This is a genomic window from Arthrobacter sp. U41, assembly GCF_007679325.1.
In the GTDB taxonomy this organism is placed as follows: Bacteria; Actinomycetota; Actinomycetes; order Actinomycetales; family Micrococcaceae; genus Arthrobacter.
This window is the reverse complement of record NZ_VEGI01000005.1, coordinates 121749-138913: the sequence shown is the minus strand read 5'-3', so window position 1 is coordinate 138913 and position 17165 is coordinate 121749. Positions and strand designations below refer to the sequence as shown.

15 protein-coding genes are annotated in these 17165 nt (G+C 67.5%); 9 read left to right on the top strand and 6 right to left on the bottom strand.

Annotated elements, in window-relative coordinates; translation table 11 throughout:
- The 3 genes from FS787_RS14945 to FS787_RS14935 all read left to right on the top strand — a co-directional run bounded on the left by FS787_RS14945 (position 1) and on the right by FS787_RS14935 (position 4080).
- Complete coding sequence (locus FS787_RS14945) at positions 1 to 3012, top strand: bifunctional [glutamine synthetase] adenylyltransferase/[glutamine synthetase]-adenylyl-L-tyrosine phosphorylase (RefSeq protein WP_144673554.1); 3012 nt, start codon at positions 1 to 3, stop codon at positions 3010 to 3012.
- 84 nt (positions 3013 to 3096) lie between these two features.
- Positions 3097 to 3513 (top strand): VOC family protein, encoded by a 417-nt coding sequence (locus tag FS787_RS14940; RefSeq protein WP_144673552.1) that lies wholly within the window; start codon positions 3097 to 3099, stop codon positions 3511 to 3513.
- A 51-nt stretch (positions 3514 to 3564) separates the two neighbouring features.
- Positions 3565 to 4080 carry a GNAT family N-acetyltransferase gene (locus tag FS787_RS14935; RefSeq protein WP_144673550.1) on the top strand — a complete coding sequence of 172 codons (516 nt, stop codon included), beginning with the start codon at positions 3565 to 3567 and terminating at the stop codon, positions 4078 to 4080.
- Positions 4081 to 4204: 124 nt separating this feature from the next.
- Here the strand turns inward: FS787_RS14935 and glnA are convergent, their stop codons facing one another.
- Complete coding sequence (gene glnA / locus FS787_RS14930; RefSeq protein WP_144673548.1) at positions 4205 to 5629, bottom strand: type I glutamate--ammonia ligase; 1425 nt, start codon at positions 5627 to 5629, stop codon at positions 4205 to 4207.
- Between the two features lie 297 nt (positions 5630 to 5926).
- On the opposite strand from glnA, the gene FS787_RS14925 reads away from it, so the two are divergent.
- Positions 5927 to 6364: an RDD family protein gene (locus FS787_RS14925; RefSeq protein ID WP_144673546.1), complete on the top strand. Its 438-nt coding sequence runs from the start codon at positions 5927 to 5929 to the stop codon at positions 6362 to 6364.
- A 60-nt stretch (positions 6365 to 6424) separates the two neighbouring features.
- On the opposite strand, the gene FS787_RS14920 is transcribed toward FS787_RS14925, so the two are convergent.
- The 4 genes from FS787_RS14920 to lipB all read right to left on the bottom strand — a co-directional run bounded on the left by FS787_RS14920 (position 6425) and on the right by lipB (position 9426).
- On the bottom strand, positions 6425 to 6787 hold the full coding sequence (locus tag FS787_RS14920) for a DUF3817 domain-containing protein (protein ID WP_144673544.1): 363 nt from the start codon (positions 6785 to 6787) through the stop codon (positions 6425 to 6427).
- A gap of 115 nt (positions 6788 to 6902) precedes the next feature.
- Entirely contained in the window at positions 6903 to 7664 is a 762-nt protein-coding gene (locus FS787_RS14915) for a DUF4191 domain-containing protein (protein ID WP_144673542.1), read from the bottom strand.
- A gap of 89 nt (positions 7665 to 7753) precedes the next feature.
- Positions 7754 to 8761, bottom strand: coding sequence for a lipoyl synthase (gene lipA / locus FS787_RS14910; RefSeq protein WP_144673540.1), 1008 nt, complete (start codon positions 8759 to 8761; stop codon positions 7754 to 7756).
- Entirely contained in the window at positions 8758 to 9426 is a 669-nt protein-coding gene (gene lipB / locus FS787_RS14905) for a lipoyl(octanoyl) transferase LipB (RefSeq protein WP_144673538.1), read from the bottom strand. Before lipB ends, lipA begins: the two co-directional genes overlap by 4 nt.
- Positions 9427 to 9606: 180 nt before the next feature.
- Between lipB and FS787_RS14900 the strand changes: the two genes are divergently transcribed.
- The 5 genes from FS787_RS14900 (at position 9607) to FS787_RS14880 (ending at position 16166) form a co-directional block, all read left to right on the top strand.
- Positions 9607 to 10908, top strand: coding sequence for an APC family permease (locus tag FS787_RS14900; protein ID WP_144673536.1), 1302 nt, complete (start codon positions 9607 to 9609; stop codon positions 10906 to 10908).
- Between the two features lie 172 nt (positions 10909 to 11080).
- Positions 11081 to 12529 carry an APC family permease gene (locus tag FS787_RS14895; RefSeq protein ID WP_260982573.1) on the top strand — a complete coding sequence of 483 codons (1449 nt, stop codon included), beginning with the start codon at positions 11081 to 11083 and terminating at the stop codon, positions 12527 to 12529.
- Entirely contained in the window at positions 12526 to 12972 is a 447-nt protein-coding gene (locus tag FS787_RS14890) for a hypothetical protein (protein WP_144673534.1), read from the top strand. Before FS787_RS14895 ends, FS787_RS14890 begins: the two co-directional genes overlap by 4 nt.
- A 3-nt stretch (positions 12973 to 12975) precedes the next feature.
- Complete coding sequence (locus FS787_RS14885; protein WP_144673532.1) at positions 12976 to 14316, top strand: dipeptidase; 1341 nt, start codon at positions 12976 to 12978, stop codon at positions 14314 to 14316.
- Positions 14317 to 14432: 116 nt separating this feature from the next.
- Entirely contained in the window at positions 14433 to 16166 is a 1734-nt protein-coding gene (locus tag FS787_RS14880) for a protein kinase domain-containing protein (RefSeq protein WP_144673530.1), read from the top strand.
- Between the two features lie 46 nt (positions 16167 to 16212).
- Here FS787_RS14880 and FS787_RS14875 read toward each other — a convergent pair whose 3' ends face one another.
- Positions 16213 to 17115 (bottom strand): TIGR01777 family oxidoreductase, encoded by a 903-nt coding sequence (locus FS787_RS14875; protein ID WP_144673528.1) that lies wholly within the window; start codon positions 17113 to 17115, stop codon positions 16213 to 16215.
- Positions 17116 to 17165 lie beyond the last annotated feature (50 nt).

The following is a 17165-nucleotide window of genomic DNA, read 5'->3' as shown; positions in this document are numbered from 1 at the left end:
GTGAGCCTGGCACGACGCCTCATTGCCGCCGGTTTCAGCGACCTGGAAAACGGCGAACGGTGGCTGGCGGCCCCCGAGCTGAAGGGCCTGGACCAGGACGTCCTGTTCGCCGGGCTGCAGCTGGCCGCGAACCCGGACACGGCGCTGCAGTCCCTGGTCCGGCTGATCGAGAAGCACCCGGACCTGCGGAAGCTCGCGGCCGCGGAGCCTGAACGCAGCGAACCGCTGTACCGGGTGCTGGGGGCCTCCGAGGCGCTGGGTGAATTCCTGATCCGCCACCCCGGACACCTCGACGCCTTCGACGTGACGGCCAGCCCGGAACCGCGCGCCGCGGACGCCGCCGTGCTGCGGGCCCGGCTGCTGCAGTCCGTACGCGCCGATCCGAAATCTCCCCGCCCGGTGGCCGCCCTGACGGGGCAGGAGGGCTACGAGGCGCTCCGCACGGAGTACCGCCGCGGCCTCGTGGATCTCGCCGTCAAGGACCTCTGCGCCGCGGACCCTCTGGACTTCATGCCCGCCGCCGGCGCCGAGCTGGCCGACCTCGCCGGTGCCGCGATCGAGGCGGCCCTGGCCGTCTCCCGCGCCGAGGCCGCAGGGCACTTCAGCGCCGCGGAGGTGGCCGACGTCGGGCTGGCCGTCATCGGCATGGGCAAATGCGGTGCCCGCGAACTCAACTACATTTCCGACGTCGACGTCATCTACGTGATCGAGTCCGGCGAGCTGGACGACCCGCGCGCCAACACCATCGGCACGGCCCTGGCGTCCGGCATTTCCCGGGCCATCATGTCACCGGGCCGCGAACCCGGGTTGTGGGAGGTGGACGCCAACCTGCGGCCGGAGGGCAAGTCCGGACCCCTGGTCAGGACCCTCGCCTCGCATCAGAGCTACTACGCCCGCTGGGCCGAGAGCTGGGAGTTCCAGGCCCTGCTCAAGGCCCGCACCATCGCGGGCGACGCCGAGCTCGGCGCCAGCTACGAGGCCGCCGTCGCGCCGCTGATCTGGTCCTCCGCCGGGCGGGAAGGCTTCGTGGAATCCGTCCGCTCCATGCGCCGCCGGGTCACCGAACACATCCCTGCGGATGAGGAGCAACGGCAGATCAAACTGGGCCGCGGGGGACTGCGCGACGTCGAGTTCACCGTCCAGCTCCTGCAGCTGGTGCACGGCAAGTCCGACGAGACCCTGCGCTGCCGCGACACCACCTCGGCGATCGCCGCGTTGTCCGCGGGCGGCTACATCGGCCGTTCCGACGCCGCGGAGTTCGACCGGGACTACCGCTACCTCCGGCTCCTCGAGCACCGGATCCAGCTTTTCCAGCTGCGCCGGACCCATCTCATGCCGGTCAAGGAAGCCTCGCTGCGGGCCCTCGCCAAAGCCATGCTGGGGCCCTTCTCCAGCGAACGGCCCAAACCCGATGCCCTGGCCGCGGCTTGGCGCAGCACCAAACGCTCCGTCCGGGAACTGCACGAGCGCATTTTCTACCGCCCGCTCCTGAACACCGCGGCGGCGCTCAGCAGCGAGGAAGCCAGACTCACGCCGGAAGCGGCGCAGGGGCGCCTCGCCGCGCTGGGCTACCTCGATCCGAGCGGCGCGATGCGGCATATCGAAGCGCTCACCGCGGGCGTCAGCCGCCGCGCCGCGCTCCAGCGCCAGCTCCTGCCGATCCTGCTCGGCTGGCTCGCGGAGGGTGTGGATCCCGACGCCGGCCTGCTGGGCTTCCGCCGGGTCAGCGAAGCGCTCGGCACCACGCACTGGTATCTGGGCATGCTGCGGGACTCGACGGCGGCGGCCGAACGGCTCTGCCATGTGCTCTCCAACTCCCGGCTGATTGCCGACCTGCTGGAGGTTTCACCCGAGTCCGTGGCCTGGTTGGGCTCGGACAAGGACCTGGTGCCGGTGACCTTTGAGGCGCAGTGGCTGGAGATTGTCTCCAAGATGTCCCGCCACGCAGAGCCGGAAAGCGCCATGCGCCTCATCCGGTTGATCCGGCGCCGTGAGATCCTGCGGATTGCCATCGCGGACAGTGCGGGGCTGCTGGACCAGGACCAGGTGGGCGCGGCGCTGGCCGACACGGACCGCGCCGCCGTCCTCGGCGCCCTGCGGGTAGCGGAAACCGTCGTTACGGCCGGGGAGCCGCTAAAGACGCACGTGCTGGTGGTCGCCATGGGGCGCCAGGGCGGCCGGGAGATCGGTTACGGTTCGGACGCCGACGTGATCTACGTTCACCGGGGCCTTCCCGGCGTCCCGGAGGATGAGGCCCAGCAGCAGGCGCTGCAGATCGTGGGCCGGCTTTCCAGCCTCCTGACCCAGCCGCTTAAGCCCGCCATCCTCGCCGAGCGCGTCCTGATGGTCGACGCCGACCTGAGGCCGGAGGGCAAGAGTGGACCGATGGTGCGGTCGCTGGAGTCCTACGCCGAGTATTACCGCCGGTGGTCGCTTGTGTGGGAGGCCCAGGCGTTGCTGCGGGCCCGTCCAATGGCGGGAGACGACGAGCTGGCGGCTGATTTCGTGGCCCTCATCGACCCGCTCCGCTACCCGGAGTCGCTGTCCGAGCAGGACGCCCGCGAGGTCAGGCGCGTCAAGGCCCGGGTGGAGGCGGAACGGCTGCCCCGCGGCGCGGACCCCGCCCGTCACCTGAAACTGGGCCGCGGCGGCCTGAGCGACGTCGAATGGCTGGCCCAGCTGCTCCAGCTGCAGCACGGCGGCGAGCATCCGGAACTGCGGACCACGTCCACCGTGGAGGCGCTCGAGGGCGCTGCTGCCGTCGGGCTCCTTGAAGCGGGCGACGTCGAGATCCTGCTCCGGGCCTGGCGCCTCGCGAGCCGGATCCGGTCGGCCAATGTGATCTGGACCGGCAGGGCCTCGGATGTGCTGCCGTCGTCCCGGCGGGATCTGGAAGCGGTGGCCCGCTGGTGCGGCTACGGGCAGGGCAACGCGGCCGCGCTCGAGGAGGACTACCTCCGGCTGAGCCGGCGCGCCCGGAGCGTGTTCGAACGGGTTTTCTACGGCCACTAATGCGTTTATGGCGGGCCCGCGCCAACGGGCCGGGGGAGCGTCCGGGGGCTGACACCCCGGGGGGCGCGGTGCTACGTTATCGGAATGGCCAGACAACTGTTTGTGAACCTCCCCGTCAAGGACCTCGACAAGACGGTGGAGTTCTTCACCGCCTTGGGGTTCTCGTTCAATCCTGACTTCACCGACGAGAACGCCACCTGCATGATCGTCAACGATGACGCTTTCGTGATGCTGCTCGTTGAGTCCTACTTCAAGACGTTCACGTCGAAGGCCGTCGCGGAGGCAAAGGGTGCCGCCGAAGTCATCATGTCCTTCTCCCTGGACAGCCGCGAGGCCGTGGACGAGGTCATCCGGAAAGCGCTCACCGCCGGCGGGGCACCGTCCGAGGAAGCCCAGGACTACGGTTTTATGTACACCCACAGCTTCCAGGACCCCGACGGCCACCTCTGGGAAGTGTTCTGGATGGACCCCGCAGGGCCGCCGAAAGACGCGGCGCTCTGACGGGTTAATGCAGCGCGCGGCGGGACCCGCCGGCTTGGGTACGCTTCTGTTATGCCGGAAAACGTGTGGCTGATGCCGCTGAAAAATCTCGACGACGACGCCCGCGCCATCAAACTGGGGGAGATCGCCGACCTCGAGGTCACCCAGGAACAGCGCAGGTTTGTCGGAGAGCCGCTGCGGATGATGCTCATCGGGCTGGAGGAGGAATCCCGCCACCCCATCGCGATTGACGCCAACGGCGCCGCGGTGGGCGTGCTGACCCTGCAGACCGGAGCCGCCACCCTGGCCGGGTGGGCGGACGACGAATCAGCCTGGCTGTTGCGCGGCTTCCTGATCGACCGCCGGCAGCAGGGCAAGGGCCTCGGCGCCCTGGCCGCGGACGCCGCGGTGCGGGCCGCGGCGAAGCTCACAGCCGCGCTCGGCGGAAACCAGACCGGCGTCGTGCTGTCGGTCAACGAAGAGAACCCGGCCGGGCAGTCCGCCTACCGCAAGGCCGGCTTCGAGGACCGCGGCCAGTACCTCGGCGGCGACGCACGCCCGCAGCGGACCATGTACCGGCCGTTCTGACCTCGCTCGCAACTCCCGGCCCCACCGCTGAATCAGTCGCTGGGCCGTCACGTCCCGAGCGGCGGCTTAAAGACCAGCGGCCCCCGCCGTAAAGGTGGGGGCCGCCGTCGTGGGTCGCGGGCGATTAGACGCCGTAGTACAGCTCGAACTCGTACGGGTTCGGGCGCAGCGAGAGCGGACGGATCTCGTTCTCGTACTTGTACTCGATCCAGGTGTCGATCAGGTCCTGGGTGAAGACACCGCCGGCCTGGAGGAACTCGTTGTCCTCGGCCAGGGCGTCCAGGGCTTCTTCGAGTGTGCCGGGAGCCTTGGGGATGTCCTTGGCTTCCTCGGCGGGGAGCTCGTAGAGGTCCTTGTCGATCGGTGCCGGCGGTTCGATGCGGTTGCGGATGCCGTCAATGCCGGCCATCAGCTGGGCAGCGAAGGCCAGGTACGGGTTGGAGGAGGGGTCCGGCGCGCGGAACTCGATGCGCTTGGCCTTCGGGTTGGAGCCCGTGATCGGGATCCGGATACCGGCGGAGCGGTTGCCCTGCGAGTAAACCATGTTGACCGGAGCTTCGAAGCCCTTGACCAGGCGGCGGTAGGAGTTCACCGTCGGGTTGGTGAAGGCCAGCACGGCCGAGGAGTGCTTCAGCAGGCCGCCGATGTACCAGCGGGCCATGTCGGACAGGCCGGCGTAGCCCTTTTCGTCGTAGAACAGCGGCTCGCCACCGTTCCACAGCGACTGGTGGCAGTGCATGCCCGAGCCGTTGTCACCGAAGACCGGCTTCGGCATGAAGGTGACCGACTTGCCCCAGGCGTCCGCCGTGTTCTTGATGACGTACTTGAACTTCTGCAGGTCATCAGCGGCGTGGGTCAGCGTGGTGAACTTGTAGTTGATTTCTGCCTGGCCGGCGGAACCGACCTCGTGGTGGCTGCGCTCGACCTCAAGGCCGGCCTCGTCCAAGGCGACGCACATGGCATCGCGGAGGTCCGCCTGCTTGTCAGTGGGGGAGACCGGGAAGTAACCGCCCTTGACCGGGGTCTTGTAGCCGAGGTTTCCGCCCTCTTCTTCGCGGCCGGTGTTCCAGTGTGCTTCCTCGGAATCGATTTTGTAGAAGCTGCCCTGCGGGGAGGACTGGTACTGGACGTTGTCGAAGACGAAGAACTCGGCCTCGGGTGCAAAGAATGCGGTGTCGGCAATGCCGGTGGAAGCCAAGTAGGCCTCGGCCTTCTCGGCCACGCCGCGGGGATCGCGGTGGTACGGGTCACCGGTACGCGGGTTCACGATCGAGAAGTTCAGCGCGAGGGTCTTCTCCATGCGGAACGTGTCGAGGAACGCCGTCGTCACGTCCGGGATGAGCTGCATGTCCGACTCGGCGATGCCCTGGAAGCCACGGATCGAAGATCCGTCGAAGAGCTGGCCGTTGACGAAGAAGTCCGCGTCAACGCTCTTGGCGGGCACGTTGAAGTGCTGCTGAACGCCAGGGAGATCGGTGAAGCGAATATCGACGAACTTTACGTCTTCGTCTTTGATGAACTTGAGGACTTCGTCCGCAGTCTTGAACATCTATGCTCCTTATGCATGTGAAAGATCTGGCCGTCAGGCCGTGTGGTCCAGCGCAGTCCGACAGCGGGGTAAACACAAAGGTCTGCCCCGCTCCTATGCCGCCAGCAACTGTTACCACCCTAAGGACACGGGATTTCCCCACGGTGTCCGCTTTGTTTCCGGCAGGTTACAGAATGCCCTGACATGTAAACGGTAGTCGCTGTCCACAACGTGGCCTATCCGTGACCAGAGTGTGGCCTCTGGATGTCCACACTCTGAACAGCGCCGAGGCACGTCCGTTGCCGATAGTCTTGGAGGGTGGTTGATCGTAAAGACATAGGCTCATGGCTCAGCGGCCCGGATACGTCCGGCATCTCAAAGTACCCGGGGGAGCGGCTGGGCCTGCCCGAGTCCGGGACGGAGTCCATTGCCCGCGCCGGCCGGCGCATCGTGGCCATCTTCATTGACTGGGGAATCGCGCTGCTGATCAGCAATTACGCGTTCGCCGGGAATCCGTGGGCAACCCTGGCCGTGTTCGCGGTGGAGCAGGCCCTGCTGGTCGGAACCCTCGGCTACAGCATCGGCCACCGCGCTATGGGGATCCACGTCATTCGTCTCGGCGGCGGCCCCGCCGGACCGGTCCCCGCCTTGGTCCGCAGCCTGCTGCTGTGCCTCGTGATCCCCGCCGTCATTTTTGACCCGGACCACCGCGGACTGCACGACAAGGCCATGAACACGGTCCTGGTCCGGATGTAGCTCTTCGCGGTGCCCGGCATGGCATCCCTGCCCGCCAGCCCTAGAGCCGGACCGGCGCGGCTAGACCCCGGCGGTCTCCTGCGCCGGCGTTGCCGCATCCCGACCGGTGCTGGCCGTCAGGTAGCCGCGGCGGCCTGCCCAGCGCTCGAACCAGACGGTGGCGAACGGGAACACCGCGGAGAGTCCGGCGAAGAACGCCACCCGGAACGGCCAGCGCAGCATCGCCCACAAGCTCAGCGCCGCAATCCCGTAGCCGATGAAGAGAGCCCCGTGGATCGGACCCGCGATCTCCACACCGAGTTCCGTGGTCCGGGTGACCCACTTGAGGAACATGCCCACCAGCAGCGCGGCCCAGCTGAAAGCCTCGGCGATCGCAAGGACGCGGAAGACGCGGATCACAGTAGTGGTGGAAGGCAGTTTCATGGCGGAGTCTCCGGCTCTGTCCCGGCGGGACGTTGAAGTGTCGTGGGCAATGGAAACGCCCCGGCTGCCAGCCATGAAGGCGGTAACCGGGGCGACCCTGTCCTCTGGCGTGTTGCTAGCGTCCGCGGGCGGCTTTGCGGTCCGGGCGGGCCTTGTACGGATCGATGCCCTTGGGGATCGGCAGGCGGCTTCCGAGCGAGGAGATGCGCTTGGAGACAGTGCTGACTTCGAGTTTGGTCAGTTCGTTCTTCATCTTGGTCATCTTCTTGGCGACCTGGCTGATCGGAACCTGGCCCTCGCCGCGGCCGCTCTCAATCACGTGGATGGTGACGTTGGGCAGGATACGGGCGAGGCGCTTGCGTTCGGCGTCGAGGAGCGGCTTGACGCGGGCGCTGGGGCCTTCGCTGACGAGGACGACGCCGGGGCGGCCGATGGCACGGAAGACGGCGTCCTGCGTGCGGGGGTTCACGGCGACGGGCTGGTCTTCGACGATCCAGCCGCGCTTGAGAGTCCCCAGCGCAGCGCCGGAGGCGCCCGGCTGGTTTTCGATACGTGCGAAGGCGGCGCGCTCGGCACGGCGGGACAGGATCAGGGTTGCCGCCAGGACGCCCAGCGGGATACCGATGATCAGGCCGGTGATCCAGTTGTCCAGCAGGAATCCGATGACGAAGCTGACAGCGACGACGCCAAGGAATGCCAGCAGCATGAGCCACGGGACCATCGGGTCGTGCTGGCGGGTCATCTTGAAGACCTCGCCGATCTGCTTCAGGCGGCTCGGCTTCTTGACCTTTGCCGCCTTGGGCTTGCGGGAAAAGAGGCCGCGCTTCGGAGCATCAGAAGCCGGAGTGGAGTTGCTGGAATCAGGGGAAGTCGCCATAGTGCCTTTAATTCTACGTGATGGACAGCGAAGGGCCGGACGCCGGATTCCTCCGGTGCCGGCCCATTACGGTAATCGTTCAGCTGTGCTCAGGAGTGCGCCGCGAGCAGCGAACTGGCTTCCTGGCGGGTACTGCCGGAGCTTTCGATGTGGGCGAGCTGGGCCGGGATTTCCCAGCCCTTCTTGCGCATCGCGGTGGCCCAGAGCCGTCCGGCCCGGTAGGAAGAGCGAACCAGAGGCCCGCTCATCACGCCGAGGAATCCGATCTCATCGGCTTCCTGCTGGAGGTCCACGAATTCCTGCGGCTTGACCCAGCGGTCAACCGGCAGGTGGCGTTCGCTCGGGCGAAGGTACTGGGTGATGGTGATCAGGTCGCAGCCTGCCTCGTGCAGGTCGCGGAGAGCTTCGGAGATTTCCTCGCGGGTCTCGCCCATGCCCAGGATGAGGTTGGACTTGGTGACCATGCCGAGCTTGCGGCCCTGCGTGATGACATCCAGCGACCGCTCGTAGCGGAAGGCCGGGCGGATGCGCTTGAAGATCCGGGGAACGGTCTCCACGTTGTGGGCGAACACCTCGGGCTTGGAATCGCAGATCGCTTCGATGTGCTCCGGTTTCCCGGAGAAGTCCGGGATGAGGAGTTCGACGCCGGTACCCGGGTTGAGTTCGTGGATCTTGCGGACCGTTTCGGCGTAGAGCCAGACGCCCTCATCCGCGAGGTCGTCGCGGGCCACGCCGGTGACGGTGGCGTAGCGGAGCTGCATCGCCTGAACGGAGCGGGCCACCTTGGTGGGTTCGAAAACGTCCACGGGGGAAGGCTTGCCGGTGTCGATCTGGCAGAAGTCGCAGCGGCGGGTGCACTCGGAGCCGCCGATCAGGAAGGTGGCTTCCTTGTCTTCCCAGCATTCGAAGATGTTGGGGCAGCCGGCCTCTTCACAGACGGTGTGGAGGCCTTCCTTCTTGACCAGGTTTTTGAGCTGCACGAACTCGGGACCCATCTGGACCTTGGCCTTGATCCAATCCGGCTTGCGTTCCACCGGGGTGGCCGCATTGCGCTGCTCGATACGCAGCATTTTCCGGCCTTCTGGTGCCAGGGTCACAGTAGAGCTCCTTCATGGGTTGCAACTAGCGCTTCTTCATTGTTGCGCAGTTCTTCGACGATCCGCGAAACGAGGTCGGCGGGGGTGACGTCACGGCCCGTCTCGTGGGAGATGGTGGTGACGCCGGCATCGGTAATGCCGCACGCGATGATCTGGGCGTACGGGGCCAGATCGTTGTTGCAGTTGATCGCGAAGCCGTGCATCGTGACGCCCTCGTGGACGCGGATGCCGATCGCGGCGATCTTGCGGGCAGGGCCCTTCTCGTCCTGGTCGATCCAGACGCCGGCGCGTCCTTTGATCCGGACCGCTTGGATGCCGTAGTCAGCCAGGACCGCGATGATCACGGCCTCGAGCCGTTCCACGTAGTCGCGGATCCCTGCAGGGTTCTTGAGCTTGATGATGGGGTAGCCCACCAGCTGTCCGGGACCGTGCCAGGTGAGCTTGCCGCCGCGGTCCACCGGGACCACGGGGGTGCCGTCAAAGGGACGTTCGTGGTCCTCGGTGCGTTTGCCCGCCGTGTAGACGGCGGCGTGTTCGAGCAGCAGGACCGTGCTGGGGGCGTCACCGGCGACGACCCTCTCGTGGAGTTCGCGCTGGATGTCCCAGCCGCGGGTGTAGTCGACGAATTCCGGGGCGAGACCCAGCCGGGAGAACTCAAGAGTCATGCCATCCAGCTTAGACCCCGTCCCGCATCCCTCCCGTTTGTGTGGTCAAGCTCTCACCCGGCCCCTCTCCAATGCTCTCCTCCCCAAGACTTCGCGAGGGGGCTTTTGCGGTCCTGGACGGGGTGGTACTGTCCCTGCGAGGCCACAGCCTGCCGGTGCCTGGCCACAGGGAGGGACGACATGTCGAGCACCGTTCCGAAGAAGCAGATGACCGTCGTCCAAGCGGCGTTCATCGGCGTGGGGTCGATGGTGGGCGCAGGGATCTTCGCCCTGCTGGGAGCGGCAGGGGCCGTCGCGGGCTCGGCGGTGTGGGTCTCCTTCCTGGTGGCCGGCGCCATCGCCGGGCTTCAGGGCTACTCGTTCGCGAAGCTGGGCGCCGCGTTTCCCTCGGGCGGGGGCATGCTCGCGTACCTGGCCCGCGGATTCGGTGAGGGGCACGTCACCGGCATCGTGTCCTGGCTGTTCTACGTCACCGGCGCGATCGTCGGTGCAATGGTGGCGTCGTCCTTCGGCGGTTATGCCAGCGCCGTACTGACTAACCGTGATCCCGGCTGGGCCAAGGTGTTCGCGGTCGCCCTCATCCTGGTCATGACCGTCCTGAACGCGGTCGGCTCCAAGGCGGTGGCACGGGTCCAGTCCCTGATCGTGAGGATCGTGCTGGCCATCCTGTCGGTGTTCGCGATCGTGACAATCGCCAACTGGGACCCCACGCTACTCGACCCGTCCGGTTACCCCGGCGTCCGGGAGATCATCGCGAGTGTGGCCCTGACCTTCTTCGCCTTCCTCGGGTTCGGTGTCATCACGTTCACCGCGAAGGACCTGCCGGACCCTTCCCGGCAACTGCCGCGCGCCATGTATCTGGCCTTGGCCGTCGCCACCACGGTGTACGTCGCGGTATCCCTCGGCGTGTTCGGCACCCTGACTGCCGGCCAGGTGGTCGAATACGGCGCCACAGCGCTCGCCGAGGCCGCCAAGCCCACCCTGGGCCAGGCCGGATATGTCCTGATGGTGATCACCGCCTTGCTCTCCACCTCCGGGGCCGTGAACGCCAGCCTCTACCCTTCGGTGGGTATGACCCAGCACCTGGCCTCGGTGGGGCAGTTTCCGCCGGTCTTCGGCAGGTCCGTGGGGCTCCGGCGTGTACCCGTCGGACTGCTGGTGATGGCCGGCCTGGCGGCGGTGATGGTGTTGGCGTTCAACCTGAACAGCATCGCATCGCTCGGAAGCGCGGTAGCCCTGCTGATCTTCTCCGCGGTCACCCTGGCCCACTTCAAGGTGTACAAGCAGACGGGCGCCAAGCTCCTTGTGCTCGTCGCAACCCTGGTCGCGACGCTGGGAACGTTTGTTGTGTTCTGCACCACCACGCTCGTCAACGAACCCACCACCGCCGTCGCACTGTTGCTCATCCTTGCGCTCGCGGTGCTGGTCGATCTGCTGTGGAAGCGCTCGCGGACGGCTGGGAGTAGCACCGCAGCACCGTGAAGTACAGAGGAAATTGGGACTATTCGGCTCGAATTCCCAGGTTCATGCTGTACTCATCCCGCACACTATGTGATAGAGGGCAGTGGAATGTACAAATTTTCAACTCCTCGCCCCGGACGGTGTCGCGCCGCCCGGCCCACAGCGCAGGGCCTGCCGGTGGGATGGGGCTGCTGTGAGCAGCGCTGACCAGACTATGGCCCGCCCGAAGGTGCCCACCGCCGTTTGGATTTCCTGGGTTGCCCTGGCGCTGATGACTACAAGTTCGGTGGCCAGCCTGCGTGCCGCCCCGACCATGGCCGTCTACGGCCTTGCTTCAGTCTTCCTGTACGTGGTTCCCGCGATCGTCTTCCTGCTGCCCACCTCTCTCGTGTCCGCCGAGCTGGCGTCCGGATGGAAGGGCGGTATCTACAAGTGGGTCGCGACGGGCATTTCCAAGCCCATGGGGTTCCTGGCGGTTTGGTGCCAGTTCGCGATGACCATTTTCTACTATCCGACTCTGCTGGGGTTCGTCGCGAGCACGCTCGCCTATGTGTTCAACCCGGAGCTGGCCAGCAACGGCGTGTGGACCGCGTTGGTGATTGTGGTGTTCTACTGGTCCGGCGTATATGTCTCATCCCGGGGCACGAAGGGTGTAGCCGGCCTGGCCAGCGGGGGTTTGATCATCGGGACCCTCATCCCGGGCGCGCTCCTCGTTTTCCTGGGCGTTATGTTCCTCGGCCAAGGCAACGAGTCGGCCGCCCCGATGACAGCGGCCAACTTCCTCCCTGAGTGGGCCGGGCTGGCCAGCCTGGTGCTGATCGTGAACAATTTCCTGTCCTATAGCGGCATGGAGATGAACGCGGTGCACGTGTCCTCGCTGAAGAACCCGGCCAAGGAGTACCCGAAGTCGATGTTCCTGGCCATGGGACTGGTACTCCTGATCTTCATCCTTCCGGCGCTGGCGATCAGCTGGATCGTCCCGGCCGAGGAGCTCTCCCTCACGGCGGGCGTTATGCAGGCCTTCGACGCTGTGCTGGCGTCCTTCAGCCTGCAAGCCCTCACGCCGATCCTTGGCATTATGCTGGTCGCTGCCTCCCTTGGCGGCATGCTGACCTGGCTCGCTGGTCCTTCCAAGGGCCTGCTGCTGATTTCGCGTGAGGAAGGCTACCTCCCGCCGTTCCTGCAAAAGCTGAACAAGAACGGCATCCAGCAGAACCTCCTGGTGATCCAAGGGCTCGTCACCACCGTGATCGCCCTCGGCTACGCACTGATCCCGGATGTCTCCAGCGCGTACTGGATTTTCTCGGTCATCACCACGCAGGTCTACCTGATCATGTACCTGCTGATGTTCGTGGCAGCCGTCCGGCTCCGCCGCAACGATCCGGACCACCCGCGTGGGTACCGCGCGCCGATGCTGATCGGGTTGTGCGGCGTCGGATTTGCGGCCTCACTGGCCGCCCTGCTGGTCGGGTTCGTCCCGCCGTCGCAGTTCGGCGACGGCGATCCGATTGTCTATTTCCTGATCGTCGGCGGCGGCGCACTGGGGCTCGGCCTCCTCGTGCCCTTCCTCTTCTACAAGTTCCGCAAGCCGTCCTGGAAGCTGCCTGACCAGGAGGCAAAGACGGAGGTGGCAGGGTCATGAGCACGCATTTGGAGACCTCCACCAAAAAGGGACGCTCGGTGGTGTACGTCGTGTCCATCATCTTGCTGGTGGTACTCGCCGTGATCGCCCTGCTGACATTCCGGTCCGCGCGGGAGACTCAGCAGTCCCTGGAGAAAGCCGACCAGCTGATCGCATCGATCAACGAGGCCGGGGGGAAGGCGCCCTCGCGCGAGCAGATCGCCCGGGTGCTCGGCGACGACGGCGGTGCGGTCTGCGCGAACCCGAACGAAGCGCTGAGCCGGGCCATCCTGCTCAGCCAGCTGGCGAACGGCGCCGCCGGCCCAGGAACCAGGCCGGTGATCGCGGACGCCCGGTTCGTCCAGGGCCAGCTCCGTATCATCCAGATCTATTGCCCGGAGGAGCTTGAAGAGTTCCAGCAGTTCGTCGACGACCTCCAGACGTACCGCTCGGGAGGTGCGTGAGCCATGGACCTGCGCTCCCGCGTCACCGACTTGATGCGCCCGTCGCGGAAGGAGCTGGCAGAGTTCGTGGCGATTCAGTCCGTGGCTGACGCCCGGCAGTTCCCCCCGGAGGAATGCGCCAAGGCGGCGCAGTGGGTACTCGGCAAGTTTGCCGGGCTCGGATTTTCGGACGTCCGCCTCGAACGGACACCGGACGGCTCCGACGCGGTGGTCGGCTCGAGGCCGGGACCCGATCCGGATGGGCCGACAGTGCTCCTTTACGCGCACTATGACGTTCAGCCACCCCTCGATGAGTCCGCGTGGCGCACCCCGGCCTTCGAACTCACCGAGGTTGACGGCCGGTGGTATGGACGGGGTGCTGCCGATTGCAAAGGCAACATCCTCGCCCATCTGCTCGCACTCCGGGCACTGGGCGACGACGTGCCGGTGAATCTGAAGCTGGTAGTCGAGGGCTCGGAGGAACAGGGGACCGGCGGACTCGAGGCGTATGTGGCGGGCCACCCGGACTTGCTCCGGGCAGACACAATCCTGGTGTGCGACACCGGTAACGCCGCCGTGGGACAGCCCGCGGCGACCGTGACCCTGCGCGGCATGGTCAACGTGGTGGTGACCGTGGAAGCGATGGCGTCCGAACTTCACTCCGGCATGTTCGGCGGCGCCGCCCCCGATGCGCTCGCCGCACTCATCCCGATGCTGGCATCACTGCGCGACCCGCAAGGCAACACCACGATCACGGGCCTGGACAACACCCAGACCTGGACCGGCGCGCCCTACCCGCCCGAGCAGTTCCGCACCGACGCCGGGCTCCTGGAAGGTGTCACGCTGCTGGGGGACGGCACTGTATCCGACATGCTCTGGGCGCGCCCCGCCGTCACCGTGCTCGGCATTGACTGCCCGCCGGTCACGGGCTCCTCGGCGTCCATCGTGCCGCGGACCTCCGCGCGCCTCAATCTGCGGGTCCCGCCCGGCATGTCCGCCGCCGACGCCCACACCGCGTTGGCCGGACAGCTCAAGGCCGCCGCACCCTGGGGCGTCCACGTGACGGTGGACCTGGAAGCCATCGGCTCCCCCTTCCGGGCGGCCGTCGGCGGGCCGGCTTTCGAAGCCATGAGCGCCGCGATGCTGGAGGCCTACGGAAGGCCCATGACCACGTTGGGCCAGGGAGGCTCGATCCCGCTCTGCAATGTGTTCGCCGACACCTATCCGGACGCGGAGATCATCCTTTTGGGGGTCGAGGAACCGCTGGCACTCATCCACGCGCCGAATGAGAGCGTTGATCCGAACGAAATCCAGGCCATGGCCCTGTCTCTGGCCCTGTTCCTCCAGCGGTACGCGACCGCCTGACCTCCTCTTTTGCAGGTTCCGGACCGGAGCCGAGTGGTTCGGAGCGCGCCGGGCCCGGCGCCGGTTGGCTGTGGATAACTTCTGCAGGATTCCGCTGGATCCGCTATTCCTTAGCTATGGAGGATTACGCGTGGAACAGCGGCGCGGCACCCGAGGTGCCCGGATTCGACGTCGGCCGCTGCCTGGGGCGCGGCGGCAGCGCCACCGTCTGGCTGGTGACCGAACACGTGAGCGGGACCGAGTACGCGCTGAAGTGTTTCGCCGCCGGGGACGGCCCAGGCCAGGGGGACACGGAGGAAGCGATCCGGCGCGAGGTGAGGATCCTGTCCGTCCTCGACCATGAGCATCTGGTGCGTGCCCGCTCGGTGCTGCGCCTCCGGGGGAGCCGGATGCGTCTGAACAGCGGGGACGACGGTGGCGATGACATCAGGGACGACGGCGTGGCCGACAACCCCGGGGGCGCGGACCTTGGCCTGATCATGGACTATGCAGCGGGCGGCTCGCTAGGGCAGCTCCTGGGGGGCAGGGGGAAGCTGGGACCGGGGGAGACGGTAACAGTCCTGACTCCGATCGCCCAGGCCCTCGCGTATCTGCACGGTCATGGCTTCACCCACGGGGACGTCTCACCCGGCAATGTGCTGTTCACCGCCCACGGCAAACCACTCCTGGCCGATCTGGGCGTGGCCCGCATGGTGGCCGACGCCGCCGCAGCGGCCGACGCCGGGACCGAGGGCTTCCGTGACCCGGCGCCGGTTGACGCCGTCCGGGCCGGACTCCAGCCGGAGCGCGACGTGTATTCCCTCGCGGCGTTGGGCTGGTACTGCCTGACCGGACGTGCCCCTGAACCGGGCGCGCAGCGGCCGCCCCTTCCGCTGCTGGTGCCGGACGTCCCGGCTGCGCTCGCCGCAGCGCTGGAATCCGGACTTCAGCAGGATCGCAGGCTGCGGCCCTCCGCCGCCGAGCTGGCGGCCGCCATCCGCCGCAGCGCTGTGGCCGAACCGGTGGATCTTTCGGTCTCGGTCCACCCGACGGTCATCCCGCAGCTGCTGACCCGGCGCTCGCTGCCCCGCACGGCCCGCGAGCGGCGGGTCGAACGGCTCCGGGCCGTGCCGCTCCGTTTCCGCAGGCGCCGCGTGGTGGCCCCGCTTCCACTGGCAGGACAGCGGGGAACCGGGCGTCCCTCCCGGAGTGACAGCGCGCGCCACGCCGCACGCCGGACATCCGCGGGCCGGCGTGGAGTTCGGGTCGCGGCCGCGGGCCTTGCTCTGCTGGGGGCCCTCGCTGCGGCGTGGGGTTTCGCCGGTGCGCCGCTGCCCCCGGCCTTCCCGGGCTTCGCGGCCACAGGCGCCGATGCGGCGAAGGAACCCGCGGGGACCTTGGCGCCCACCGCCGCGGAACCGGGACCGACGGCCCTGGATGCTGCCGTCCTTCCTCCGGGCGTGCAAGCGCAGCTCGCCTCACAGGACCCCGAGGAAGCGGTCCGCGGACTGTCCTGGCTTCGCTCCCGCGCGTTCAGCACTGGAGACTTCCAGCTGCTGGACCAGGTCAACGTCCCGGCGTCGTCGGCGGCCAGGGCGGACGAACAAATCAGCGCCACCCTTGAGGAATCCGGGCGGGTACTGACCGGATTCACCACTCGGCTGACCCACGTGGCACGTACGGATGGCAGCAACCGGCCACGGGCCGTCGTCGCCGTGACTGTCAGCACGTCCGCTTACCAGGAGCGCGACGCCGCGGGGGCCGTAGTGGCCGTGGCTGTTGCGGCACCGGAACAGCGGCTGCGGCTGGTCCTGGCTCCGGTCGGGGGCCGCTGGCGGATCCAGGACATCCTTCCCGCCGCCTCGGGCTAATGCCCGCCAACGACGCCGATGCCTCCAACTAGCGCACGGAGGCTGCTCAGGCTTTCGGACCGCGTTCAGCCACCCAGGCTGCAGCCTGGGCGAGGGACGGATGCTGCCATGCGAAGCCGGCCTCGCTCAGCACTGCCGGTTCCATCCGCTGGCTGGCGAGCAGCAGCTCGTCGGCCAGCTGGCCCATCACCAGGCGCAGCACGGGCGCGGGAACGCGGAGCACCGCCGGGCGGTGCAGGGCCCCGGCCAGATGCGCGATCAGGGAGTTCACGTCCGCGCTCTCCGGGGCGCAGAGGTTCACGGGACCGGACAACTGGCTCTCGAGCAGGAACGCGAAGGCGCCGGCTACGTCGGGCAGTGTGATCCACGGCCAGTACTGCCGGCCGTTGCCCAGCGGTCCGCCCACGCCCAGGCGCAGCAGCGGCAGCAGCCGTCCCAGTGCACCGCCGGAGCGGCTCAACACGACGCCTGTGCGCGGAGTGACCACCCGGACGCCGGGAGGGGCCTCGTGGGCGGCCGCTTCCCAGTCGGCGCAGATCCGGGCGAGGACGCCGCTGCCAGCGGGGGCGTTCTCGCGAAGGAGTGCCAGTCCGGCGTTGCCGTAGTAGTTGGAGCCCGACTGGCTCAGGAAGACCGACGGTGGAGTGTCCAGACGCCCCATGGCAGCGGTCAGCGTCCGCGTCGGCCCGAGCCGCGAGTTGCGGAGTTCGTTGATGCGGGAGCGGGTCCAGGGCCGGTCGCCGATGCCGGCACCGGAGAGGTTGATGACGGCGTCGGCCCCCTTCAGTGCGGTTTCATCGATGGTGCCCTCCGCGGGGTCCCATTGGAACTCGGACGGCGCGGCGGGCGGCCGCCTGACCAGAGTGCCGACGTCGTGCCCGGCGCTGCGCAGGCTGCTGCTAAGGGCGGTTCCGATCAGCCCTGAGGCTCCGGCAATGATGATTCGCATGTTCCATCTCACCATGCCCGGCACGGCTGGGGTACCTCCCGGGCCGGAGG